The organism is Legionella busanensis (assembly GCF_900461525.1).
GTDB lineage: Bacteria > Pseudomonadota > Gammaproteobacteria > Legionellales > Legionellaceae > Legionella_C > Legionella_C busanensis.
Window position 1 is genome coordinate 1,289,595 of sequence record NZ_UGOD01000001.1, and the last position, 24,182, is coordinate 1,313,776.

The following is a 24,182-nucleotide window of genomic DNA, read 5'->3' on the forward strand; positions in this document are numbered from 1 at the left end:
CTAATCTATTATAAATAAGTTGGCTTAATTTAAGCCAATATTTTCTTGGTTTATAATATCAAAATTTTTTTCTTAAAACGAAACTGCTAACAAGCTAACGTATTAATTACTCATTTAATTTTACAATTCTATAAGCCCTTTTTCCAAACTGCCATTGATGAGACAAGGTCGGCTGAAAAAAATTCTTCAAAGCTTGTCCCCATGTAAATGGAGGATACTCATTTAATTCGTGACACAGAGCCTTTTCAGCCCTGTTTTCGACCGACCTTGTCTCATTATCGTCAATTTGGAAAGAGAGAGCTATTGACTCTGGATTTAACAATAGAGAGAATTAGAATGTTTTATAACGAAGTGAGTAAAATTAGAGCTTTATTTTGCTCAATAATTGATCGGAGAAGACATGATAATTAAGAAAATTAAAATAATAGCCGGTCTATTTCTCTTAAGTTGCTTGATATATACCGATGCAAATGCTTGGTATGGTGGTTGGTATTTCGGTAATAGACATTATCATGATTATGATGCCGGCTTTGGCTTTAGTTATGGTTGGTTGCCTATCCCAAATATTGTCATCAATATTCCAGTTCAAAGAGAATATTATCCTGTCTGTGAAACATTTGAAGTTTGTGATGAAGTAACTGATGAATGCTGGCTTGAAAAGCAATGTCGTTAAAGAAAAATTAATTATTACAATATAAAAGATGTTAACTAAAAAGATAATATTTAATTAAAACTATTTCTGGATTGACTGTTGTTCAAGCATCCTCCACTCTACATATTATGGGCAAAAGTTTACAAACGATTTGCCTCTTTTAGGTGTGTTAAATTGCAGGATTTCAAAATGTTTGCGCTGTTTGTTTGCAAACAGCGCTGCTATAAAGGCTTATAAAATGAAGTTAAATTTTTCAACTGTATTAATTTCAACGCATAAGCTATTTTTCTTGCAACTTTAATAAGCTAAAATTCCCAAATATCTAAAATTTCGGCTGCACTTTGATCATTCACGCCTAACGTGCCTAATTGAAAGATATCTTCAATAGTTTTTAAGGTGCTATAATGAGTATATTTAACCGTACTAGTAGCACCTGGTTTTACACCAGCCCCAACAAAAGTGGTATAAATTTTATTGCCAGCACTGCCATCGTCTTCATCGAAGGTAATAATAAAAAGAGTATTACTCATTATATTTGCATTATTAAGTATCGGGCCAAAGGTTTTAGAAAAATATTTATCTGCAAACGCTATACCTGTGTCATGACCATCATTATTGATATCAGGTACATATAAAGAATAGGTAGGTAATCTATCTGCAGCTAAATCTGAGAAAAACTGTTCGCCAGGTACAATTTTAGCACATTCATCTGGACTGTTTTGAACATTAATAAAGTTAATAAAAGGTTCGTGTTTACGATAATAAGTTCCACTTTTAGATCCTTGGAAGCAATTATCCGGATAGGCTTCAGCATACGATTTCCAACTTAAACCCTTCGCATTTAATAAATTCCCAAGATGTTTAGCGTTAATATTATGAATACTATCATCGGTAACGCTAAATGTACTACCACTTATTAAAGCAAGATAATTGGGTTGTGATGGGTGCGTGAGCGCTGAGTATTGCTCTAGATGAGCTCCACGGGTTGTTAGTGATTTAAAAAATGGTTGATTCAATACGTTACCTGAATTTTCATTTTCAAATACAATAATGACAACATGTTTAATATTAGTCCAAGAGCTTGGACGATTAGTGTTGACTGGCTTATAAACAAGTTTTAACGGCGTTGTTGAAGTAGCAGAAACACTGGTATTAATGGGGTTTGCCTGATAAGTATGGGTACCATTATTTAAGGTTGAAGATGTAATAGTATAATCACCTACACCAAGCTTAGTTAATTGCCATGAATTACCCCAAGCTACTGTTTGATTAAAAGTTTGGCCAGCACCTTTTACTGTTAATTGAGGGTTTATTAGTCCTGTTTCTGGTGTGGATGGCAAGTTAATAGTTAAATTACCAGTGTTAGTAGATCCCATAGTATAAATCATTGTTACCCTAGCAGGATTGGTAGCGCATAGGGTCACGTTAACTGGAATTGCTTGATAAATATGCGTGCCATTACTAACAGTAGATGATGTAACTTTATAGGTACCTATAGCAAGCTGGGTAAGATCCCATTTTGTTCCCCAAGCAAGGGTTTTATTGAAAGTTTTTCCCATGCCTTCAATAGTTATTATCGGATTACTTAATCCTGCTTCTGGTGCATCAAGCATATTAATACTAAGATTAGCTGTGCCAGCAGAAATAATTGTATATTTTATTGCAGCCTGAGCTGTTTGATTAGGCATAACCGTAATAGATATTGGATCAGCTTGATAGGTATCAGTATCATTTGTAACGGTAGAAGAAGTCACTGTGTAATCACCTACAGCGAGATTAGTGAGCTTCCACTGTGTACCCCAAGTGACAGTTTGATTGAGAGTTTTTCCCATTCCTTGAACAGTTATAGTAGGATTATTTAGGCCATCAACAGGCAAGGTCGGTATAGTTAATGTCAAATTGCCTGTATTGGTAGTTGTCAGTGTATATTTTACCGCTACTTCTGTCGTTTCATTAGCTTTTACAGTTGTATTGATGGGATTGGCTTGATAAGTATGTTGCCCGTTACCTACATTAGAGGAAGTAACAGTGTATGAACCCGCAACTAAATTACTAATATCCCATATTGTTCCCCAAGCAACAGTACGCGTTAATGTTTGTCCCATGCCTGTAAGTGTAACCTGAGGATTGGTTAATCCAGTTTCTGGTATGGGTGGCATAGTGATGTTTAATTTACCGTTTTCAGTTGATGGTGTACCCGATGCTTTGAAAACAAAAGGTCCTGTTGGCGCAGGTGTATCAGGGGAAGCACTAAATTGTATAGTTAATGGGTTAATACAATTTGGATCGGGCTGTAAAGCAGGCGTATAAGGTGTTCCACCTAATAACACAACCTGACTACCAGTTTGGCTTTGTACATGCCATGCTGCCCAAGGTTGTCCCCATATATTGGTTGGCATTGTCACAGCATAATTAAAATTAAATTCAATATCATTTAAGGGAATAGGATTTGAAGTTGTGTTGCAAATTGAAATGGTTTCGACCCAATTTTCATTTTTAACGGTTACTTTAACAGGTATAGGTATGCGTTGTACGGTAGTATGAACCACGTTAGTTTTTAAGAGAGTGTTCGCAGCAAATGATGCAGCAGATAAACAACAAATAAAACTTAAAAAGAATATCCATATCTTTTTCACAAAAAATCTCCCTATATAAAAATCCAAGCCCAAATTCTTTTGGAGTAGCATTAATTCTTAAAGGCTCTTATTTGACCTAGGCTTGCTCTTATTTTGTAAACATTTAGCTAGTTCGATACCTAAGGTGCATCTAAATTATGTCATCTTATTTATATTCTGAGCTTATTGCCAGTGTGTTTATCGGTTATTACTTGAATGATTTAACAGTGGCAATCTAAAGCTACTGTTTTAATTTGTATACTCTGCTAGATAATAACGTCAAAGCAGGTGAATAAACCACAGGAACGTTGTAACACTAGCGTTCCATGGCTCGAAATAAGGTATAATAAATCCTTGATAATTACTAAAAGGCAACCTAAGTTATTATACTTAAATTATCCTTATTGTAAATTAAGAGATTAAAAGAGAACTAGAGTATGAAGCTTTAATTATTCTAGCAACTTCTAAGGATTATCTAAAAATTTATCATAAGCCAAACTGGCCTCTTCTAAAGCATTAAGGTCATAATTGCAAAGATGAGTTTTAAGTGAATTAAATTTCTCCTCTGACCACGTATAAATAGCTAATTTGAGCAGTCGTTCAATTGTCTTATCATCAAAACGTTTACGAATAACTTTAGCTGGATTTCCTGCAACAATACAATAAGGAGCAACATCTTTGGTTACTACAGCATTAGCACCAATAATGGCGCCTTCGCCTATAGTGATACCCGGCATGATCATCGAGCGCATACCAAGCCAAGCACCATCGTGAATAATAGTATCACCTTTAGCTTTATAAGCTTGCACACTATATTCTGGAAATGGATAAAGACTAAACCAATCAGCACGATGTGTATGATTTCCACCTAGCATAATGATGACTTCCGCAGCAATACATACATAATCGCCAATATACAATTGATCAATAGACCATTGTGGCTGCCAACTTTTTAAACTATATTCATCACCATAAAGATATCTAACGACTGTTTCTTCAAAGCTACCAGTCCAAGCATCACTGTAATAACTGTGTGTTCCCTTAATATGTATATTCGGGTTTTTGACAACTTCATGTAAGTACTCTATTTTAGACCAATGTTTATTTCGCGTATCGTTCATATTCAATTATCAAGAAAATTTTTAGCTAATTATATATGCTTTACTAAAAGACATGTAGCTTTAAAGTAAGTCATACTTAAAATAAGTAATCGTTTAAGTCAGCATGGTAATGAAATTTAAAATTGTTAAAAGAAATTAAATCAGCTAGGGATAGAAAATTATGAATAATATTGATCTTTTTTTACAATCGAAAGCGTATGGAGTCGTAGGTGCTTCTAGCAATCGAGCCAAATATGGTAATAAAGTATTGCGCTGTTATATGCAGCATAATATGCAAGTCTATCCAATTAACCCTCGCGAAAGTACTATTGAAGGTTTATCTAGCATCCAATCAGTTGCAGATTTGCCAGGAGATGTAGAAAGTATTTCAATTATCACACCACCAAGTGTGACTGATAAAATAGTTGAAGAAGCATTAGAAGTAGGTATTAAAAATATTTGGATGCAGCCAGGCGCTGAGAGTAATTATTCAATTGATCGTTGTGAGAAAGCCGGAATAAATATTATTGCAGGTGGAGCTTGCATCTTAGTTGTTTTAGGTTTTGATGATTACTAGTCTTTAAAACAAAGCTGAAGTAAGTGTTATAATACATAACTTTTAACTTCTATAATCGCTAACTTCAGCTTTAAAATTTAATTTAAGCTTTTTTACTATCATCTTTTAAAACTAGGAAATAGGCAGCAACATAGTTAGGGATATTTCTAGTAGCTTGATTATAAGCATCCTTACTTGAATATGTGCCTGCAAGAAAGTCAACTTGATATAAGTTATCCGCAAAAGCGCCGCCTGTATCAGCTAAAATTCCTGCTCGAGAAATTATTTGGCCAATCCTATTTCGATACTGGATCATCAATAATTTACCAAGTCCTAACTGCTTAAGATCAGCGGCAAAAGTCACTTCTGGATTGACAGTAATTTTGTAATCAGCATCTTTGCCATAACCTTGAATGCCTTGTACTGATTTAAAATACCAAAAACGTTCTTGTTGTGTCGGTTTTTTTAGAGAATCATAAGCAATATTGTTATTACGGTGTACATTAAAAATCTTTTTATAGCGGCCAAAATCGGCAACAATGGTCCCTTGCATTAATGCTGCTTCTAGATCGTCCCGGCTAACATAAGCTAAAGCGGAAACATTTTTATTTGTTAAAGCGCCTTTTAATATGGCTTGTTTACCAAACTGAAAACGAGTGAGTTCTGGTTTTTGATTAGCCTCTTCTAGAGTTAAATTTTGTTCATCTTGCGGTAAGGCATATAAAGCAAATGATTTATTTTCTAAAGGTTTTTCAGCTGCTTTGGCAATGTGCACATAATATTTAGTCATTAAAATTTGATCAGCTGGTAAATTCTTAATTAAAGGTTTAGCAGTCGCAAATGGTTTTGCTTGCTTTTGATCAGGGTACCAACGGATAAATTCAAAGTGCTTTTGTATAAAATCAGGGTTATTTAACTCATTTTGATGTTCGCAAACAAATTTTAATGTCATCTTAATTCTATCAAGAGGTATTTGTATAGCTTTACCTGGATGAATAACTTCGGGATCATAGTCCGCTCCTTTATCAAGGTAAGCGAGTGTTTCTTTTGCTGTGGCGCATAATGCTTGTGTGTTAAATTCATAGCGGTCATCAACTATAGGCTCGGCTAACTTAAACTGCGGCGCTGCACAGCTTGCTTTTAGTATTACTAAAGTCAAAAATAAAGTTTTTTTAATCATAAGGATACGATTATCTTAGTTATTATTAGATTAATTTTATTGTCATAACTGTTACAGGATGTGAGTTATATTCATCTGTATCTATGATATGCCAGCCTAAACGCTCGTAATACTTAGGAATTGTTTTATCAAATGCGAACAGATAAAGCTCATTAAATCCTAATTCTTTTGCTTTTTCTTTAATAGATTTAATTAATTGTTCACCAATACCTTGATTTTGATAATCACTGTGAACTGCTAAGGAACCTAGCCAAGGCATTAAATCAGGTCGAATACCATCATTTATGCGCAGAGAACACATTCCCACCGGTTCATCATGATGAAAAGCTACCAACGTAAGTGGCAGGGTATTATCATTTAAATGTGACTCAAAACGCTCTTTAACAATACTAATAGGTGTATTAGGCATCCAAATTTTACCAAGGGCGGTATACCAGAGTTGGGCCAATGCTGGAATTGAGTTTTGCTGCTCTTTCAAAAGTTTAATAGTTATCATTAAGGTTATCAGGCTTGAGAAGCTTGAGGGAAGTAATTAATTTAAATTATTCTATTTTATTGTTACAAACAAATAAATAATTTATAGAAATTAAATTAACCATTCAAAAAAATTTAACTTACTAATTTTTAATAATAAATTAATATATCTACTCATGATATGAGCCTTAAAGTGTATAATTTTATTTAACATTTTCTAGTTGAATATGATCATAGCTGTTTGTGTGGTTAAAAATTGATCTATAATTTAATTGCATAAGTTAAGTTGTGAGGTGTGATATGGGTATTCGCAAGCAATCTAATACCGTTAGAAACCCAAATATAAAAGAAAAAGATGAGCATTTAACGGACGCCGATTTAGAAAATATATCTGGTGGTAGAAAAGAGGTTAGGGCTGATGCTGATATAACAGCTAGGCGAGCAATTGATAAAGATACTACAAGAGCTACAAGGGATATCAGCACAAGAGATTATAGACCTACAAGATATAGGTCATAGGACTCCTTAGATTATAATTCATTAAATTAATTAAATGTCTAACAATTAATATTAATGATGTTATAAAACTATTATTCTTGTTAATTAGTCATATTCCATAGGTATAAAATAATTATTTATTTTAAATGAATGGGTTAAGGATAACCTATTATTTTTAACTATACTTTATAGTAGGTTAAACGCTGGAAATATTTGTGAACGCACCAGAAAAGGAAATGGACGCCTTAAAAATTCTTCAAGTTTCTCCCTTATTTTCTAAATTAAGAAAAGCTATATTATGGCGCATTGCCAGCCTTGCTCAAAAAGAGACTTTTGCCGAAGGTGAATATTTAATTAGACAAGGTGAGCAAGGTGATAAATGCTTTATCATTAGTAAAGGCTTGGTTGAAATATTTTATGAATCTAATAATAAACGTATTCCTATTGCTAAAGTAGCTCAAGGTGAAATACTGGGTGAGTTAGCTATTATTGATAGCTTACCTCGCTCCGCTAGTGCGGTTGCACTGTTACCAACTGAGGCATTAATTATAACTCAGTGGGATTTCAAAGCTCAATTACAAGCATATCCTGAAATTGCTCTTGAGTTATTACCATTGCTTGCACAACGGCTAAGACAAACTCAAAATCAATTAATTAAAGATAAAAATGAATAAGAAAAAGGGCATTGTTTTTCGTAAAAAAGCGCTGGAGCAAATTAATCGTCCCACATTGAATGAAGACGTAATCCAGGTTATTACGCCAAAATATTGGTTATTGTTTTTCGTGTTTTTTCTTATTATTGGCGTATTTTGTATTTGGTTATTCAAAGGCACTTTATTTATTCGAGTAGAGGGCAAAGGGGTATTAATGGCTGTTAGTAGCGATGTAGTGACTGTACAAGCTCCAACAGTAGAAGGAAAGGTAAAGGATGTTTATATAAAGCCTGGTGATCAAATAAGCAAAGGCAGCGCATTGGTTTCTTATACTAATGAGGTTGCTTTAGAATTAAACACAAGCCAACAATTTTTAACAAAATTACAGAACGAGCAAAAAAACTTAAATGCCCGCTCAAAGCAAATTGTTTCTACGTTAGAACAAAATCAAAATGAGCAAATTATTAAAATCAATGATAGTTTAAATGCGGCGCGGCAAAAACTTAAGCAATTACAAATCATGCTTGTTTTAAAGGAAAAAGCATTAAAAAAAGGGATTATCGATTTACCTAATGTGACAGAGACGCGAGTTGAATACTATCGTTTACTACAAGAAATTAATTCACATGAAGCTGATTTAATCTCGCAAAAAGCTAATCTAATTGAGCTAAAAGATAAATGGCTTGAACGTGAGCGTGAACTTGCTTTAAATGTACTTAAAGCTGAAGAACAAGTTGCACTTTTAAAACGAAAGTTACAAGAATCGCAGGTTATTACAAGCCCTGTAAATGGCATTGTTGCTGAAGTCAGGGTAAGACCAGGGGATTATACAAAAGCAGGAGAAGCTTTGTTAAGTATTATCCCGAAAGTGCAAGATTTATATGCTTTAGTTTTCGTACCAGCGCGCAAAGGTAAGTTGCTAAAACCTGGTATGAGTGCTCAAATTACGCCTACTATTATTAATAAATTGGAGTATGGCACTATTAAAGGCCATGTGCAAAGCATCTCTCTTTTACCAGTGACCCAAGAAAGTATGATGGCTATATTAAAAAATCAGCAACTCGTTTCATCTTTTTTAAGTCAAGAACCATTAATGTCCGTTAAAGTACTTATGAATAGGGATTTGCACACGCCAAGTGGTTTTCAGTGGACAAGCCGTTTGGGACCTAATATTCAATTAACGCAAGGAACGCTTGTTGAGGTTATGATTAATATAGAAACTAAACATCCTATTGCTTTACTTTTTAACTTCTACAATTAATAGTAACGCCATCTATAATTATTTTATTATGGAAATTAAGCGCCCTAGACAGAAGCGAGTAAAAACACCAACTATTTTACAAATGGAAGCGACAGAATGTGGCGCAGCGTCATTAGCTATTATTCTCGCTCACTATGGAAAATATGTTACCGCTGAGGAATTAAGATATGCTTGCGGCGTCTCTCGAGATGGTACAAAAGCCATCAATATTGTAAAAGCTGCACGAAATTATGGTATGGAAGCTTATGGAGCTAACCTTGAAATAGAAGAATTAAAAGAAAAAAAAGTACCCTTTATTGTATATTGGAGCTTCAATCATTTTTTAGTTGTTGAGGGTTTTTCAAAGAAAAAAGTTTATTTAAACGATCCTGCTACAGGCCCCCGTAATATCAGTTGGGATGAATTTGAGCGAGAATATACCGGTGTTATCTTAGTTTTAACGCCAGGTGTTTCTTTTAAGAAGGGCGGTAAACCTGAGTTTTCTATTCAAAATTTTCTTTTTACTAGATTAAAACAAAATTATACTGCTTTATTTTTTATCATTTTAGTTACAGCTCTTTTGATCATTCCTAATATTGCTATTCCTATTTTTACTAAAGCCTTTATTGATTATTTACTGATTGATAATCAGAGAAGTTTAATTGGCTTTGTTCTATTGGGCCTATTATTTACAACGTTAATGACGGTTTTACTGACATGGCTACAATTAAAGTTTCTTAATCACTTAAATATTAAATTAGATGCGATGAATTCAGTAAACTTTTTCTGGCATCTACTCCATATTCCTATTAATTTTTTTCAGCAACGTTCAAATGGAGAAATTGTTGAACGAAGTATGATCAATGAAAGAATTGCCGCAGTTATAGCCAAAGATTTGCCCGAGCTAGTTGTAAATACTTTAAAAGTTATTAGTTTTGGCTTGGTAATATTCATTTTAAGCTGGCAAATTTGGTTGGTTTTATTGCTATTAGTTCTTTTAAATATGAGTGTCTTAATTATTAGTCGACGCAAGTTAACCGATCTAGGACGTAAGTATGCAGGAGATAGAGGAAAATTAGAAGGAATAGAGGCCAATGGAATTCAAATTATTGAAACATTAAAAATTTCTGCTTTAGAGCAATATTTCTTTAATCGATGGGCTTCTTTCTATACAAAATTCTTAACAGCTGAGCATAAACTTTTACTAATGAAAATTATTACGTCAGCTATTCCTAGCTTTTTTAATTTAATAGCAAGTTTATCTGTTATTTTTCTAGGCGCCTTTTTCGTTATGAGAGGCGAGTTAACTATCGGATCAATTATAGCAATTCAAGTCTTAATACTTAATTTTCTTACCCCACTTGATGCAATTACCAATTTTTTTAGTAATTTATTTCAAATGAAGGGCGATATGATTCGCTTAAAAGATATTGTTGATACGCGAATCGATCCACTTTTTAAGTTAAGTCAATTTAATGCAGACCTTTTACAAAAAGATATCAATCCCATTTTAAAAATTAATCAACTAGCCTTTAGTTATTCTCCTCTTGATCCACCTGTTATTGATTCATTATCTATGACGATAAAGCAAAGAGAACAAATAGCTATAGTTGGCCCCAGTGGTAGTGGTAAATCAAGTCTTGCTAAACTAATTTGTGGTTTAAATACACCTTTATCAGGTGAAATTTTATTTAAGAATATTCCTTATAGTGAACTTAATCGTAATTTACTAAGTAACTTTATTACGTATGTAGATCAAAATGTTTTTCTTTTTGCAGGAAGTGTACGTGACAACCTTTCTTATTGGGATAATAAATTTACAGATAAAGAACTACTTGCTGTTTTAGAACAGGTCTATTTGGATAAAGATCTTTTATTAAGAGGTGGGTTAAATCTTAAATTACTTGAAGGTGGTGTGAACTTAAGTGGTGGCCAGCGGCAGCGTTTAGAATTAGCAAGAGCTTTGTTATTAAAACCGCAATTACTTATTCTTGATGAAGCAACTTCTGCTATGGACCCATTTCTTGAATCTGCAATTTATGAAAATTTACGTAAAATTAATTGTACTTTAGTCATTATTGCCCACCGCTTAAGTGCTGTATTTGCTTGCGATCATATTTATGTTGTCAATGAAGGACAAATTATTCAGCATGGGACACATAAGCAATTAATAACAGAGTCTGGTTTATATAAAGAGTTAGTGGAGAATGAAAAATATGAGTTATGATAAAATTCCACTGCTTTATATAAAACTTTTAAAGAAAGTTTATTCATCAAAAAAACAAAATCATACCTCTTTAACCGATTTTTTTGATATTCATTTTGCAGCTTGTAAATTAGTAGCTAATTATTTAAAAATTAAATTAAGTAAGCCTACAGCTGATATTAATCAATTTAATTCGGCAGATTATCTTCAGACTGTAGCCAATCATAATTTATTACGTATTCGTCGGGTTCGTTTAAAAAATAAGTGGTGGAAAAATGATGCTGGTCCACTAATTGCCTTTTTTAATCACCATTGCTGCGCACTTCTTCCTAGAAAGTATGGCTATGAAATTATAAACAGTAAAACAGGAGAACGGCGATTAGTAGATGAAAAGATAGCTAAGAATATACATCATCATGCTTATATGCTTTATCCATCCTTACCAGAAAAAAATGTTTCTATTATTGATGTATTAAAATTTACTTTTTCTTTTCTAAAAAAGGAAATGCGTAAAGTTATATTTTTTCATGTTTTAGCCGCATTTTTTTTAACGACAATTCCAGTTATTACAGGGATGCTTTTTGAGCAAGTTATTCCTTATTCTAATTATTCGTTATTAATTCAATATGCGATTTTATTAGTAATAATTGGTGTAATTATCAGTTTACTTCATTTTTTACAAGATATTATCTTTTTAGGTATGCGATTTAGAGCTCAGCACCGTATACAAACAGCAATGTGGGATAGATTATTAAAATTACCAATTTCTTTTTTTAAACAGTTTACAGCTGGAGATTTAAGTTTCCGCGTCAGTGTCGTTAGTTTAATTCAACAAGAGTTAGGTGAGCGGGTTATTTCAACAATTATTGCTGGTATTTTATCAGTTACTTATTTAATTCTGATGTTTTTTATCGATGTTTATCTAGCATTAACTGCTATGTTCCTTGTGTTTATTATGGTCGTTTTTGTATTTGCTATAAACTTACGATTATTAAAAGTAAGCAAACGGTTGACAACTAAGCAAACTAAAATTAGTGGTATTTTACTCGGTTTATTAGCTTCTATAAGCAAAATACGGGTAGCTAATAAAGCAAAAAATGCTTTTCAGTTCTGGGAGAAAGAATATGCTGCGAAAATCCACTCAAAATTTATTGCTAATAAATTAATTAATATAAATCACATTTTTACAACTGGTTTTATGGGGATAAGTATACTTATTATTTATGCTTTAGTTATTTGGCGTAGTAACATATTAAGCTTCAGTAGTTTTATTATTTTTAATGCCGCTTTTATTCAGTTTTTTAATGCTTTTTTAGAACTAACAGCTGTTATAAGTGAAAGTATTGAAATTATCCCTTTATTTCAAAAAGCTAAAACTATCTTTGCCAGTATTCCTGAACAAGAGAAGGGGAAAAATAAAATTGATTTATTAGATGGGCATATTGTTATGCAAGATATTGTTTTTCGTTATCCTGGTAATGAAAAACCTCTATTTACAAATTTAAATATTGATATTATGCCAGGGTCTTTTACCGCTTTTGTTGGGCCATCGGGCGCCGGGAAATCAACTATTTTTCGGCTTTTATTAAGTCTCGATTATCCTGAGTCTGGGGCTATTAAATACAGTGGAGTCGATTTAAAAAATATCAACTTAAATTCTTTAAGAAATCAGTTAGGCGTTGTGATGCAAACAACCCAGTTAATCCCAGGCACTATCTATGAGAATATTTGTGGGAACAACAGCACTTTATCACGTGAGGAGGCGTATGAAATTGCAAGGTATGTTGGATTAGAAAATTTTCTCCGAGATCTTCCTATGGGTATTGATACATTAATTAATGATGGGATTCAGATGCTTTCCGGAGGAGAAATACAGCGTGTCAATTTAGCGCGTGCACTAAGTAATAAGCCTAGGATTCTATTATTAGATGAAGCCACTAGTGCGCTAGACAATAAAGTCCAAGCACAAATTAAGCAATATTTACAAATGCTCAACATTACTCGCTTAGTTATTGCGCACAGACTTAGCACAATTGTCGATGCTGATATTATTTATGTTATTGATCAAGGTCGTTGCATAGAGTCAGGTAACTATCAAGAACTTATGGCAGCAAAAGGATTTTTTTATCAATTCGCATCTAGAAAATAATTTTTCTCTTTTTAGATAAAAAAATAGCTATGGAAATAAGTTGCATGAAAAAAAACTTTATGCAAGAATAAAACTCTCTGCTTTTATTTATATCAAATATAGTTGAATTAGCAATGAATCAGCCAAGTAATAACTTGTTATTTTTTTCTTCAAACTATATTGCTCGGCTTCTACCTTCGATTATTCGTCTTATAGCCATTATTAACATTATTTGCCTGTCTTAACGATGAGCGATTAAAAGCGTTAAGACAGGGCTCTTAACGACATGTGCTCGCTCCGCAGATCGTATTTTAATTATCGATTAAATTTAAGAGAGTACGAATAATGGCAAGATCAGTTTTAGAAATTAATAGACCTCCGAAAAAATCTAATGTTAAAAAGTTTGCTGCTTATCCTATTTTAGTAATTACCTTAGCAGCAGGATTTCTCTTTTATAAATATATTTTACAGGTTTTCCCAAGTATTATTACGGCTGATTTAATGCAGCAATTTAATCTAAGTGGGGCTGGTTTAGGTGGCTTGGCAGCCACTTTTTATTATACCTATATGATTATGCAACTCTTTGTTGGTATTTTGCTTGATAAATACAGTACACGCTGGTTTACCACTTTAGCTGTTTTTAGCGCTGCGGTAGGTGTTTTAATATTTTCCCAATCACAAACAATATTAATAGCTAGCTTGGCGCGGGGACTTATGGGTATAGGTGTAGCGTTTGCTACAGTTGCTTATATGAAATTAGCTGCTACTTGGTTTGAACCTAGGCACTATGCTTTTATCAGTGGTTTATTGGCTACAGCCGCAATGGCTGGCGCTGTTTTTGGACAAGCGCCGTTAGCTTGGCTAATTGCTAACTTCGGTTGGCGACATTGCCTACTTTTAGTAGGCATAGTAGGCCTTTTTTTAGCATGTTTGTTTTCTTTTACTGTCCGTGATAAGCAAATTCATTCTATTGTGCGAAATAACATTACATTTAAAGATATTAAACAAACGCTAAGAAATAAGCAGAATTGGTTACTAACTCTCTATAGTGGATTAGCATTTTCACCTATTGCAGTTTTTGGTGGTCTTTGGGGAAATCCATTTTTAGAACAAGCCTATCATTTAAGTAAAACACAAGCTGCTTCTATGATATCTTGTGTATTTATTGGGCTAGGTTTAGGTAGTCCTCTTTTAGGTTTACTATCAGATAAATTAGATAATCGACGTGAGATTATGTTTTTTAGCACACTGTTGTCTTGTATCGCAATAACAATTGTTCTATTTAGCTCTTCTCTTTCATATGGTATTTTAACATTTTTATTATTTTTATTTGGTTTTGGCTTGGGCGCTTTTATGCTTGTTTTTGCCATTGCAAAAGAAGCGAATCCGCTAGCATTAACAGCAACTATCGCTGCTATGCTTAATACAAGTGACGCTATCTTAGATGCTATAACAGAACCTTTTATTGGTAAATTATTAGATTTAACTTGGGATGGAAAAATAGTTAATGGACTACATGTATTCTCATTAAGTAGTTACCGTATAGCTTTAACTATTTTACCTATTTATTTAATAGTTGGAGCAATATTATTAATTTGGTTAAAAGAGCAACCAAAGTCATAGAGATATTGTTCAAAAACTTAAGGAGCAAACCCGGTGCCAAAACAACATTCTCCCAGATTTTTAGCCTTAGTTTCAGAAGCTAAGAGAGAAATTAAAGAAATTAATGCGCCTACACTTAAAGAAAAAATTGATAAGCAACTACCTATGTATCTTATTGACATACGTGAAGATCACGAATGGCCAATAGGACATATTCCAAGTGCTGTTCATCTGAGTAAAGGTATTATTGAAAGAGATATAGAAAAACTTGTACCCAATGCTGATACACCCATTGTAGTTTACTGTAGTGGAGGCTTTCGTTGCGCTTTAGTTGCTAAAACTTTACAAGAGATGGGTTATGCAGAGGTTTATTCTCTCGCTCAAGGTTTGCAGGGCTGGCTCGATGAAGGGTATGGTCTCGAGAAATAATATTGTTGTTTGGAGTTAAAGGAATTATCTATTTACTTGTCATTCCCGCGCAGGCGGGAATCCATGTGGAAATTAACTTCAGTGCTAATTGAAGATAGATCCTCGCTTACACAAGGATAACAAAGAATTTGTAATGGATAATATTAAAAATGGTCAATTTCGGCAGTGAACTATACCGCGCTTTTATCGTGCTACAACTGAAGCAGTCATTCTAGATACACAACTTCTCTTACCCTCTTCACTATACATATCTATTTGCCATACATGAGTTGTGCGACCTATATGTATAGGGCGGGTAATTCCTTTTACTATCCCTTTACTGACCGGGCGTATATGATTAGCGTTAATTTCTAAACCAACACAATAAAATTTATTTAAATCGACTACAGAATTTGCAGCAACGCTTGCTAGTGTTTCTGCTAAAACTACATTAGCCCCACCATGAATAATACCTAATGGCTGTTTAGTTCGTTCATTCGCAGGCATAGTTGCTACTAAGAAATCATCACCAATTTCAATGAATTTAATACCTAAAAAATCAGCAAGTGTATTTTGATTACGTTGGTTAACATATTCTATACTGATAGGGTTAAACCAGATAGCCATGACAGGTCCCATAAGTTTAAATATTTTTATTTAAGTTTAACTACACGCAAGTTAGCTAATATAGTAAGAAATCATGATAATTAAAATTATTGCTATTATCAATAAGCTTCTGCCCGTGCTTAACACATGAATCTATACGAAATCGCTTATTAATGATATCTTTGTGATACGTTACCGTTAGTTCTATTGTAGTGAAATCAATTCTATCAAACGCAAACGAAATAAATCATTCTCAATCAAATATTCTTACTGACGGGCGTTTACGCCAAGCACAATTAAGAATGTTAGATATGCTAATTATTATTGATGCTATTTGTGTTAAACATCAGTTAGTTTATTGGCTTGATGCAGGTACTTTATTAGGTGCTATTCGACATCAAGGTTTTATTCCGTGGGATGATGACATGGATATTGCTATGCCACGAGAAAGTTATGAAAAATTTCTAAAGGTTGCTCCCTCTGAGCTTCCTGCTGATATGCATTTACAGTTAGCTGGTATAGAGCCTGGTTATTATAATTTAGGAACACCATTAAAAATACGTGATCGTCGTAGTTATTATTTAGAAAAACATGAGAATGGAAATGAACCCTATACCCAAGGAATATTTATCGATATTTTTGTTTACGACAAAATGATAGTAACACCTTGGAAACGTCGTTTTTATAAACGTATATCGCGCAAGCTTTTACGTTTACTTGGCACCAAACATTCATCTCTCCCTATGGGGCGCAGCCATAAATTATATCGTGCTTTAAGTTATATTTTTCCTAAAGTTATCCTTAATAGAGGATTAAATTATTTAGTACATCATTCCAAAAAACTAAATAGCCCATATTTAGGAAGAGGTTATCATTGTAAAAAAGTAACCGTTATAGAGTTTGCCGAAGTTTTTCCGCTTAAACGTGCTCTTTTCGAAAATCATTATTTTAATATTCCTTATAATGCGGACTCAATTCTTCGTAAAGAATATGGCGATTATCATATTTTACCTCCTGAATCAGAACGGGGTCTACGGCACTGCAAACAACTAATTATCGAGAGCTAGTTTGTCTAAGTTGTCGTAAGATTATTTAACTTCTTTAAATTAAGAGAAAATGACGTTTTAAGGGCAAGTGGCTTAAGACAAGCTATTTTATTGCATATCCCAAACAGATCTATCAATACGTGAGAATTTGCAGTTATTTGGATTATAAGAATGGCGCACATTAAAAAATTGGTTTTCATTAATACTTAGATCTTTAATTAAACGTAATTTAAAATTACGCCATTGGGGTAGAGGTCCCTTAACACTTTGGCCTTGATATTGAAAGGCATGTAATTGTTTCTTACCTTTTAAAATACCAAAGTGATGCGGCTCAACTAACCGCGGTAAATTATTATAAGTAAAGTAAATAGGATGCCGCTTATAAATGGCTTTGGCAATCTTCGTTTCTACGGACATAAATTTTTCCTAAATTAATCTTAAAATTAGTTGTTTATGTGGTAAATTAATTCAATTTACACTCTTTAATTTTAGACTAAAAAACTAATAATTTAAGGAATTTAGTGAATAAATTTATATATTTTTATTTTTGAAAAAGTAACTGATTATCATAACTTTTCACCAACATTTTTGAAATTTTTTTCATTAAAAATTGCTGAATAATGATGATAATATTTAAATTCAAGTAAATTATTACTTGGGTCTTTTATAAAAAAAGTTTGATGCTCGATTTTAGTGCCTAAAAACCGTTTCTTCAGCGCTATCTCAAAGGGAACTTTTTTATTAATTAATTGATTATGGAATTTTTTAAATTCCTCCTCTTTAAGGAAAATTAATCCAAAATGGCGAGGGTAAATACTCGCTTGTAAAGGTAGTGGTTCGTCAATTAAATGCGCTACAATTTGATGATTAGCAAAGTTAAAAATTAAAGCATGCTCTGATTCACGTCCTAGGGAAAAGCCTAACTGCTCGTGATAAAAATATTTGGCTAAGTTAAAATCATGGACAGGGAAAGCCAGATGAAATAGTGTTTCCATAAAATAATTAGTCAGGTTATCAGCATAATACTTATATTAGCCTACACTAATAGAAATACTTTAATTTTTTAAATGATCTAATTTTCTTTGTTCTCTAAAAAGAGTATGGTCGATTACAAGCTACTTTCTGGTAGTGAAAGTTAGTTAAGGAGTAGAAATGATTGCGAATTTACTTAGAAATTACATGAAATTTAAGCTTATTCAAGTGGTAATGAAATTATTAGCTGGTAAAAAAGGTGCTTTACTTAAGGGCGGTTTTCCCGTGGCATTAGCAACCTTCTTAATAGAAGAGTTTTTTAATCGAGCTTGGAAAGATAAACCTGTTAAGAGTAACAATAACACCAATAAGCCTAAATAGTCTGTTTTTGCAAAACTATCAATGCTGGATTTAAATTGGGCCGTATAGGGTTCGAACCTATGACACAGAGGTTAAGAGCCTCCTGCTCTACCAGCTGAGCTAACGGCCCAAAATATAGAATACTTCGTTTAGCTAAAAATGCAAGTGTTTAAATATAAATAGATTATTAATTAATCCCACGCTTTAAAGGCTTCTATTATCCAGTCAACAGGACTTCTAGTTTTGCTTGCTAATGTGACAGGTTTTTTAGGAAATGTCTTTAAAGCATCTTCTAGAGTAACAAACTTAAATCCGTGTTCTTTATAAAGATTAATAATATCATCTAATGCGTAAGCATTGATTATATTTGCATGAATTAATAATATTTGGGCTTGATTTGGTGTATGAGCGTAACGATTTCGTTCTAGCGCCTTTAAAGTTTGTTGCCAAATAAAGTTTAAGTATTCAGGCTTTAATTTTTCATTTAAATAAATATCGCGCTCCTCTTTAGGCAGCGCAACTAACTTTCTATTAAATATGAAATCCTTACTATCAATGGTAATAGGTGCAATTGCATAATCTAGGGTTTTTAGATATTCGTCTACTTTTTCTCTTTTTTCTCCTTTACTTGTAGCGAGATAAGGAAAGCGAAAATACTTAGGCTCCGTAAGAACCGAAGATAATAGTTGATCAGCCAATTCTATTTCTTCGAGGTAAGCGTCAAGGTCTAACTTATTTAAATTAGCATGTGAGACTGTATGATTACCTAGGCCAAAACCTTCATCGTGAAATTTTTTAAGCATTATCCAACCAGCATGATCTATATCACCTGCAATAATGAAGCCCGTGGCAGGAACATTATTCTTCTTAAGTGTGCTTAAAATCATATTAAGATGAACGCTTTTCTTAGGGCCTACAAAAGGTAAATCATCAATTGTTAGCGCGATCTGTTTCATCTCAGCATAACAATTTTGTAAACTTAAGAAAAAAAGCGTAAAAATGAAGGATTTTTTTAGCAATTTAAAGTCTCATCAAAATAATAAAATAGTATGATAAATGAGTTATTCTAGCAAAAATTGCTCTAAATGCCCCTCCTTTATTGTTTTTACTAGGAAGAAATTCATCTTTTTACTTTATATAAGAATTATTTTTGCTTATGGTGCTAATTTATTGTTTAATAAAGCTAGAGAAAGCACTAAAAGTTATGTTCAAAGGAGTAAAAAAATAATGGTTAAAGCATATATTAGAAGACTAACTTTACTCTCTTTGGGGGCGGTTATAACAGCACAAGCAAATGACACAGCTTTCGGAGGTACGGGTGCTTCTCCTTATCCCATTGAACAACCTAATATTAAAATGGCAGCTGAAAAAATAATAATAACTGGCCATAATCTTAATAAAGAAAATAGAAGTGGTTTTTGGGATTATCAATGTAGTTTTTTATTTGAAAATAATTTGAATAAACCTATTACCATTCAAATGGGGTTTCCTTTTCCAGTTAATAATGAAGAATTTGGTAATGTTGCTATTCCTGCTGGCCGTCAATCTAAACAAGGCGCAGCGCTCGTTTATGACTTTGTAGCAACAGCGCGTGATAAGCCTATTGCGGTCAGGAAACAAAGAATTACCTCCAATAAAGAAAAAGGATTAGAATATCAAGAGGCCTACATTTGGAATTTTTCCTTTTTACCAAAAGAAACAGTAACTCTTAACCACCATTATAATACAGGTGTGACCTTTGATGTTATGGGGTATCACTGGGTAAATTATGTGTTAAAAACAGGTAAATTATGGCAAGGAGGACGTATTGGCCGTACTGAGATAGATATTATTCCTAATACGCCTACTCGTTTATGCAGCGAACTAAATAAAAATGCTCATTATACTAAACCTAAACCTAAGGGCATGAAAATCATAGGTAAAGGTAAAGATAGACATTATGTTTGGAATTTAAAAAAATTCTCACCGAATGACGATTTATCTGTATGTTTGCAAACCGGACGAAATTACATTCGCTATCGCGTCGTTTATCCTTTATTAGAAGAGAATTTGACTCGTTTACGCACGATGAACGCTGAGCAATTAACATTAATAAAAAATACTATTTATGCACAATATGGACGTCAATTTGAGAATAGTAAATTGCAGCACTATTTCAATCGTCAATGGTGGTATGAGCCTAATTCTGCTTACTCTGATAAATTATTAACCGTAGATGATAAGAAAATTCTAGCAGCTATCCGGCAATTAGAATTAAAAAAGTGAGTTAAAAAGCATAACTACTTTTTTTAGACATATATTAATATATTAAGTAGGTAAAAATAAATTTTTTATCTACTTTTGTTCATGTCAAGCGAATAACTATTACTGATTTTGTTAATATTTCCTTAATTAAAATTGTTTAAAATACAAACAATTTTATTGTTTGAATACAACATGCCAGGTCCTCGTAGTGCGAAAGGATTACTTCATCAATATAATGAAGACGAGTTAAAGAAATTTATTAAGCGAAAATATGACAAAGATAGCCAGCTTAAGCTGCCGCGTATTTCTTTAGTTCCAGGTTATATAGGTGGTACTCAGGTAGATACCTATACTAAAACTAGCCCAGATTGCACTAATGGCCATATAAGTTTCCTTAAAAAAAATGGCCATGCAGAAAATTTTACCTGGACAACTACGCCTCAAAATCTCAAAAGAGCAGTGCGCTGGGGGATCATTAAGCCTGAGTCTTTAACAGGCAAAGTAATCGCTTGTTTAGGTCAGTATCGAATTCTGGCGCATGAACGTGTTGCTAAGGGTATGGTAAGTAATACCCAGCATATTAAACTTGAGCTACTTGATGTATATCAAGATAGAATTGAGGCTTTACAAGATTTAGAGCGGTTGGTTAATAACGATAATAGTGAAATGGACTTTGTAAAGGCAGTTGATGCATATATCCAAAAAATTCATAATATCCAAGCAAACTTAAACCTACAATCTTTAGCGGAAGTAAATCCAGGTACGAGAGCAAAAATACTAGCGGATTTAAATGAAGAGGTTAGTAAAGCTAGGGCGTACTTAACAGATTTAAGCGGAAAGAATTTACGCCCTTACAATCGTGCTCGTGGTCGTCATTCCATTTTAGAATTTGTTAAACAACAAACAATGCGTCATCTTTATGAGTTGCAAGGGGTTAATCAAGATTTAACCTATAGTAATCAGCGTTTTTTTGCCCTTACGCGTGGGGAGCTCAATGATTACATTGAAGATGCTCGCAAAATTATAGATGATTACGAAGGTGATCCGCGTAATATAATTACAGCAGCACATCAAGGTAATTTTACCCCAGAAAAAAGTTCTAAGGTCAAGGAAGGTGAGGGGCCAGCCACTTTAGTAACCTATGATTTTACAGCTGAGCATCTAAATGGGAAACAGGAGCGCCAAGTTTTATTAGCAATAAGCTTTATAGAAGGTTGGGATGAGGTTGACTATACAAATCCTAAGAAGCCTAAAGTTAAAAGAAAAGGGAAGGACGAAAAAGAAGAATTAAGTTTCATTGCTGCTACTCGGTGGAAAACTCATCGCAATTTTAAAGCATTTATAATTAGTTTTGCCTATTTTATTGGTAATATCTTTAAGAGCATGATATGGCCTATAAAGCCTTGGCAAGAAGAAACTTGGAAAGATAAAGAATTCCATTTGGCAGCCACAGAGCTATTTAAACATGCTAAGCTTGACGAACCTATGTGGTATAAGTTTAGTCGTTCTGTCAAGAAAGTTGGGGATGCTTTGCTCGATCTTTTTAAAGGTGTATTTAATGTAGGTGGAAAATTATTTCATCAGGTTTCATTTGGCATCAGGGATGATTGGTATTTAACGGAAAGTGTTGAGCCTTTAGAAGATACATTTAAAGAAGTGCAAAAAGAAATTGATAACATTGATGCAGAAGAAAAAAAGCTTTTAGAAAAAACATTAAGTAAGCTAGAAAGTAAATTAAACGAAAATGGGAAATTCATCAAAGGGCTTAACTCTAAAGTAGAGGAAGGGTATCCTTTAGCCAAAGTTCCCTATCACTTAACCGCAGGTGAGCAAAACGATATCCTTACTTCCATGGTTCGTGGCGTCAATGGTTTTGCTAATGTTTTCACACATAATATTTTTGCTAAAGATCCGGTTGCAGGATTGGCCTTTTTATCAACTTATGCCATTGGTGGTGCTGTTATCTTCTTTCCTGCTGTTTGTAAAGCATTTTTACCTTCAGCTTACATAAATTGGTTTACCCACGCTTCTTATTGTATGGGTAGTTCTCACGAAGCAGCAGCGATTGCAGGAGGCTCTACACAGGCCCAAATTGGCTCAAGTGTAATAGATTTAATTGCACATGGCCCCACTAGCTCTACCATGCAAGTTGTTTCTGATATTGTTGAAAATCCAATAACAGTAGCTGCCGGATGCGTTCTTGCCTATTCACTAGGTTACTATCTTGTTAATGGAATTAAAGGTCATACGATTCCTTACGTAAGTGATTTTTTTCAAAGCGATTTAGGATCAGTACCGCAAACAGGTTATCCTCTTATTGGTGCTAAGGTAGGTATTAGTATTTACGAAGGATTTCATACCCCCGCAAATAATCCCTACATTATTGTTGCTCTAACGTATAAACACGGGGAAGTTGATGAGAAAACAGAAAAATATAGAATTGATCTAACGCAAGAAGATTTACGTATTCGAGAGCAGATGCGTATAGCTACTTGGCTTGTTGAAAATGCTGAGCATCTGCCAAAACTTAAACCAAAGTCGCTTATCACAATTGCTAGACAAATTGACACGCATTTTTCGGAGGAAGAAGCAGCTGCTCTAAAAAAATTGCTTTATCCTGAAAAAAAACATTCTATTGCTTATCAATTGTTTGCTATCCCAACTAGCTATATTCCAACTTTACTAAGAGTTTTAATTAATAGTGTTATGAGCTTTGTTGCCTTAGTTGCTGGTAAACCTAATCCTGGTGGGCCGATTAAACAAGCCTTAAAGGACTTGCGCACAAAGATTACTACCGATTTGACTCGATTAATAAATACAAATGCCGAATTAGTAAAGCTTGTTTATACAGGTATCGCTTCTATATTTAAGGTACTTACCTTTGTCGGGGTAATGGCTATAAGCCGTGTTGCAGGATGGGCGGGCATGTCTCCAGGCCATAATGTTCATCGCGGTATTGCAAAAGTACATAACTTCTTTCGAAGCGTAGGTGAGTTCTTTTATCCAGCTAGAGCAATAAAGAATGTGGTAGTCGCTCATCCTACAAGTGTAATTACAAAGGTTGAAGAGTCCTACAGCAAGCTACTACATAAGTTAGGAAAACAAGCCAAGCTGATACCGCAAGAAGAAGTAAAGCAATGGGGTGGGCCAGATAAAATGAGCTTAGGGGCATCTAACTTAGAAGTTCCCCCAGAAAAACAAAATGAAGAAATTTTCCAATCATCTGAAGATGGAAAGATTGTTAAAAATCTTCTGACTTAGAACAAGTAGTTATAAAAGTTGAAATAGAGCAACCGAGCGTGCCAGATAAAAAGCATCTAGAAGGATCTGACTTAGTAGTAATTCCTCTGAAAAAAGAAGCCCAAGAACTTTTAAAATTATTAGAAGAAAGAAAGATATCAAAGATATCTTCAATTGTAAGACAAGTTGCTAATAAAGAGGATTTAGAAGAAATTAAAAAATTAGGGGATGAAATGAATTTAGATATACCTAAAGAGTTATCAATTACTACAGAAGATAATTATGAGGATTATAAACAATTTTTATCTACATTAAGCTAAATGAGACCATAATGGATTAATGCTTAGATAATTCTTAATCTAATCATTAACCTATTCTTAAAAATTAACATAAAATTAAGTT

At 33.5% G+C, this 24,182-nt stretch carries 22 protein-coding genes and 1 tRNA gene; 14 read left to right on the plus strand and 9 right to left on the minus strand.

All coding sequences use genetic code 11. The features are described 5' to 3' along the window. The first annotated feature begins 400 nt into the window (after positions 1 to 400). On the plus strand, positions 401 to 673 hold the full coding sequence (locus DYH30_RS05855; RefSeq protein ID WP_242604640.1) for a hypothetical protein: 273 nt from the start codon (positions 401 to 403) through the stop codon (positions 671 to 673). Positions 674 to 957: 284 nt separating this feature from the next. On the opposite strand, the gene DYH30_RS05860 is transcribed toward DYH30_RS05855, so the two are convergent. Both DYH30_RS05860 and DYH30_RS18550 read right to left on the minus strand, forming a co-directional pair. Then, positions 958 to 3,288 (minus strand): alkaline phosphatase family protein, encoded by a 2,331-nt coding sequence (locus tag DYH30_RS05860; protein WP_160116161.1) that lies wholly within the window; start codon positions 3,286 to 3,288, stop codon positions 958 to 960. A 443-nt stretch (positions 3,289 to 3,731) separates the two neighbouring features. After that, entirely contained in the window at positions 3,732 to 4,388 is a 657-nt protein-coding gene (locus tag DYH30_RS18550; protein WP_115330753.1) for a CatB-related O-acetyltransferase, read from the minus strand. A 160-nt stretch (positions 4,389 to 4,548) separates the two neighbouring features. Here DYH30_RS18550 and DYH30_RS05870 point away from each other — a divergent pair, with 160 nt between their 5' ends. Further along, the gene (locus DYH30_RS05870) at positions 4,549 to 4,944 is read left to right on the plus strand and encodes a CoA-binding protein (protein WP_115330754.1); all 396 of its coding nucleotides are present in this window, start codon (positions 4,549 to 4,551) and stop codon (positions 4,942 to 4,944) included. Between the two features lie 82 nt (positions 4,945 to 5,026). On the opposite strand, the gene DYH30_RS05875 is transcribed toward DYH30_RS05870, so the two are convergent. Together DYH30_RS05875 and DYH30_RS05880 are read right to left on the minus strand one after the other, a co-directional pair. Next, the gene (locus DYH30_RS05875) at positions 5,027 to 6,103 is read right to left on the minus strand and encodes a hypothetical protein (RefSeq protein ID WP_115330755.1); all 1,077 of its coding nucleotides are present in this window, start codon (positions 6,101 to 6,103) and stop codon (positions 5,027 to 5,029) included. A gap of 25 nt (positions 6,104 to 6,128) precedes the next feature. Beyond that, the gene (locus tag DYH30_RS05880) at positions 6,129 to 6,599 is read right to left on the minus strand and encodes a GNAT family N-acetyltransferase (protein WP_115330756.1); all 471 of its coding nucleotides are present in this window, start codon (positions 6,597 to 6,599) and stop codon (positions 6,129 to 6,131) included. Positions 6,600 to 6,877: 278 nt separating this feature from the next. On the opposite strand from DYH30_RS05880, the gene DYH30_RS05885 reads away from it, so the two are divergent. The 7 genes from DYH30_RS05885 (at position 6,878) to DYH30_RS05915 (ending at position 15,333) form a co-directional block, all read left to right on the plus strand. Continuing rightward, complete coding sequence (locus DYH30_RS05885) at positions 6,878 to 7,096, plus strand: hypothetical protein (RefSeq protein WP_115330757.1); 219 nt, start codon at positions 6,878 to 6,880, stop codon at positions 7,094 to 7,096. Between the two features lie 194 nt (positions 7,097 to 7,290). Beyond that, positions 7,291 to 7,749 (plus strand): cyclic nucleotide-binding domain-containing protein, encoded by a 459-nt coding sequence (locus DYH30_RS05890; RefSeq protein WP_115330758.1) that lies wholly within the window; start codon positions 7,291 to 7,293, stop codon positions 7,747 to 7,749. Next, entirely contained in the window at positions 7,742 to 8,989 is a 1,248-nt protein-coding gene (locus DYH30_RS05895; RefSeq protein ID WP_115330759.1) for an NHLP bacteriocin system secretion protein, read from the plus strand. The genes DYH30_RS05890 and DYH30_RS05895 overlap by 8 nt, the downstream gene beginning before the upstream one ends. 28 nt (positions 8,990 to 9,017) lie before the next feature. Then, a complete protein-coding gene (locus DYH30_RS05900; RefSeq protein ID WP_131740589.1) occupies positions 9,018 to 11,195 on the plus strand; it encodes a cysteine peptidase family C39 domain-containing protein in 2,178 nt (725 codons plus the stop codon). Further along, positions 11,185 to 13,323, plus strand: coding sequence for an ATP-binding cassette domain-containing protein (locus tag DYH30_RS05905; RefSeq protein WP_160116162.1), 2,139 nt, complete (start codon positions 11,185 to 11,187; stop codon positions 13,321 to 13,323). Before DYH30_RS05900 ends, DYH30_RS05905 begins: the two co-directional genes overlap by 11 nt. A 324-nt stretch (positions 13,324 to 13,647) precedes the next feature. After that, complete coding sequence (locus DYH30_RS05910; RefSeq protein WP_115330762.1) at positions 13,648 to 14,925, plus strand: MFS transporter; 1,278 nt, start codon at positions 13,648 to 13,650, stop codon at positions 14,923 to 14,925. Between the two features lie 33 nt (positions 14,926 to 14,958). Next, positions 14,959 to 15,333 carry a rhodanese-like domain-containing protein gene (locus DYH30_RS05915; RefSeq protein ID WP_115330763.1) on the plus strand — a complete coding sequence of 125 codons (375 nt, stop codon included), beginning with the start codon at positions 14,959 to 14,961 and terminating at the stop codon, positions 15,331 to 15,333. 183 nt (positions 15,334 to 15,516) lie between these two features. On the opposite strand, the gene DYH30_RS05920 is transcribed toward DYH30_RS05915, so the two are convergent. Continuing rightward, positions 15,517 to 15,939: a hotdog fold thioesterase gene (locus tag DYH30_RS05920; RefSeq protein WP_115330764.1), complete on the minus strand. Its 423-nt coding sequence runs from the start codon at positions 15,937 to 15,939 to the stop codon at positions 15,517 to 15,519. A gap of 191 nt (positions 15,940 to 16,130) precedes the next feature. Between DYH30_RS05920 and DYH30_RS05925 the strand changes: the two genes are divergently transcribed. Beyond that, positions 16,131 to 16,985: a LicD family protein gene (locus tag DYH30_RS05925; RefSeq protein ID WP_242604641.1), complete on the plus strand. Its 855-nt coding sequence runs from the start codon at positions 16,131 to 16,133 to the stop codon at positions 16,983 to 16,985. A gap of 87 nt (positions 16,986 to 17,072) precedes the next feature. Here DYH30_RS05925 and DYH30_RS05930 read toward each other — a convergent pair whose 3' ends face one another. Beyond that, on the minus strand, positions 17,073 to 17,381 hold the full coding sequence (locus tag DYH30_RS05930) for a WYL domain-containing protein (RefSeq protein WP_115330765.1): 309 nt from the start codon (positions 17,379 to 17,381) through the stop codon (positions 17,073 to 17,075). A 149-nt stretch (positions 17,382 to 17,530) separates the two neighbouring features. Next, positions 17,531 to 17,959 carry a VOC family protein gene (locus DYH30_RS05935; RefSeq protein WP_115330766.1) on the minus strand — a complete coding sequence of 143 codons (429 nt, stop codon included), beginning with the start codon at positions 17,957 to 17,959 and terminating at the stop codon, positions 17,531 to 17,533. Positions 17,960 to 18,116: 157 nt separating this feature from the next. On the opposite strand from DYH30_RS05935, the gene DYH30_RS05940 reads away from it, so the two are divergent. Further along, on the plus strand, positions 18,117 to 18,317 hold the full coding sequence (locus DYH30_RS05940) for a hypothetical protein (protein ID WP_115330767.1): 201 nt from the start codon (positions 18,117 to 18,119) through the stop codon (positions 18,315 to 18,317). Positions 18,318 to 18,353: 36 nt separating this feature from the next. On the opposite strand, the gene DYH30_RS05945 is transcribed toward DYH30_RS05940, so the two are convergent. Beyond that, a tRNA-Lys gene (locus tag DYH30_RS05945) sits at positions 18,354 to 18,426 on the minus strand. Between the two features lie 61 nt (positions 18,427 to 18,487). Then, complete coding sequence (locus DYH30_RS05950) at positions 18,488 to 19,252, minus strand: polysaccharide deacetylase family protein (RefSeq protein ID WP_115332512.1); 765 nt, start codon at positions 19,250 to 19,252, stop codon at positions 18,488 to 18,490. A 271-nt stretch (positions 19,253 to 19,523) separates the two neighbouring features. On the opposite strand from DYH30_RS05950, the gene DYH30_RS05955 reads away from it, so the two are divergent. The 3 genes from DYH30_RS05955 (at position 19,524) to DYH30_RS05965 (ending at position 24,100) form a co-directional block, all read left to right on the plus strand. After that, positions 19,524 to 20,561, plus strand: coding sequence for a YARHG domain-containing protein (locus tag DYH30_RS05955; RefSeq protein WP_160116163.1), 1,038 nt, complete (start codon positions 19,524 to 19,526; stop codon positions 20,559 to 20,561). A gap of 171 nt (positions 20,562 to 20,732) precedes the next feature. Continuing rightward, the gene (locus tag DYH30_RS05960) at positions 20,733 to 23,801 is read left to right on the plus strand and encodes a hypothetical protein (protein ID WP_115330769.1); all 3,069 of its coding nucleotides are present in this window, start codon (positions 20,733 to 20,735) and stop codon (positions 23,799 to 23,801) included. Positions 23,802 to 23,839: 38 nt separating this feature from the next. Continuing rightward, on the plus strand, positions 23,840 to 24,100 hold the full coding sequence (locus DYH30_RS05965) for a hypothetical protein (protein ID WP_115330770.1): 261 nt from the start codon (positions 23,840 to 23,842) through the stop codon (positions 24,098 to 24,100). The last annotated feature ends 82 nt before the right edge of the window (positions 24,101 to 24,182 follow it).

Bases quoted from the DNA above. Each gene is read 5' to 3' on its own strand.
- DYH30_RS05905 (WP_160116162.1), top strand. From the start codon at position 11,185: ATGAGTTATGATAAAATTCCACTGCTTTATATAAAACTTTTAAAGAAA.
- DYH30_RS05855 (WP_242604640.1), top strand. From the start codon at position 401: ATGATAATTAAGAAAATTAAAATAATAGCCGGTCTATTTCTCTTAAGT.
- DYH30_RS05885 (WP_115330757.1), top strand. From the start codon at position 6,878: ATGGGTATTCGCAAGCAATCTAATACCGTTAGAAACCCAAATATAAAA.
- DYH30_RS05875 (WP_115330755.1), bottom strand. From the start codon at position 6,103: ATGATTAAAAAAACTTTATTTTTGACTTTAGTAATACTAAAAGCAAGC.
- DYH30_RS05880 (WP_115330756.1), bottom strand. From the start codon at position 6,599: ATGATAACTATTAAACTTTTGAAAGAGCAGCAAAACTCAATTCCAGCA.
- DYH30_RS05930 (WP_115330765.1), bottom strand. From the start codon at position 17,381: ATGTCCGTAGAAACGAAGATTGCCAAAGCCATTTATAAGCGGCATCCT.
- DYH30_RS05960 (WP_115330769.1), top strand. From the start codon at position 20,733: ATGCCAGGTCCTCGTAGTGCGAAAGGATTACTTCATCAATATAATGAA.
- DYH30_RS18550 (WP_115330753.1), bottom strand. From the start codon at position 4,388: ATGAACGATACGCGAAATAAACATTGGTCTAAAATAGAGTACTTACAT.
- DYH30_RS05895 (WP_115330759.1), top strand. From the start codon at position 7,742: ATGAATAAGAAAAAGGGCATTGTTTTTCGTAAAAAAGCGCTGGAGCAA.
- DYH30_RS05900 (WP_131740589.1), top strand. From the start codon at position 9,018: ATGGAAATTAAGCGCCCTAGACAGAAGCGAGTAAAAACACCAACTATT.
- DYH30_RS05940 (WP_115330767.1), top strand. From the start codon at position 18,117: ATGATTGCGAATTTACTTAGAAATTACATGAAATTTAAGCTTATTCAA.
- DYH30_RS05950 (WP_115332512.1), bottom strand. From the start codon at position 19,252: ATGAAACAGATCGCGCTAACAATTGATGATTTACCTTTTGTAGGCCCT.
- DYH30_RS05910 (WP_115330762.1), top strand. From the start codon at position 13,648: ATGGCAAGATCAGTTTTAGAAATTAATAGACCTCCGAAAAAATCTAAT.
- DYH30_RS05920 (WP_115330764.1), bottom strand. From the start codon at position 15,939: ATGGCTATCTGGTTTAACCCTATCAGTATAGAATATGTTAACCAACGT.
- DYH30_RS05935 (WP_115330766.1), bottom strand. From the start codon at position 17,959: ATGGAAACACTATTTCATCTGGCTTTCCCTGTCCATGATTTTAACTTA.
- DYH30_RS05870 (WP_115330754.1), top strand. From the start codon at position 4,549: ATGAATAATATTGATCTTTTTTTACAATCGAAAGCGTATGGAGTCGTA.
- DYH30_RS05955 (WP_160116163.1), top strand. From the start codon at position 19,524: ATGGTTAAAGCATATATTAGAAGACTAACTTTACTCTCTTTGGGGGCG.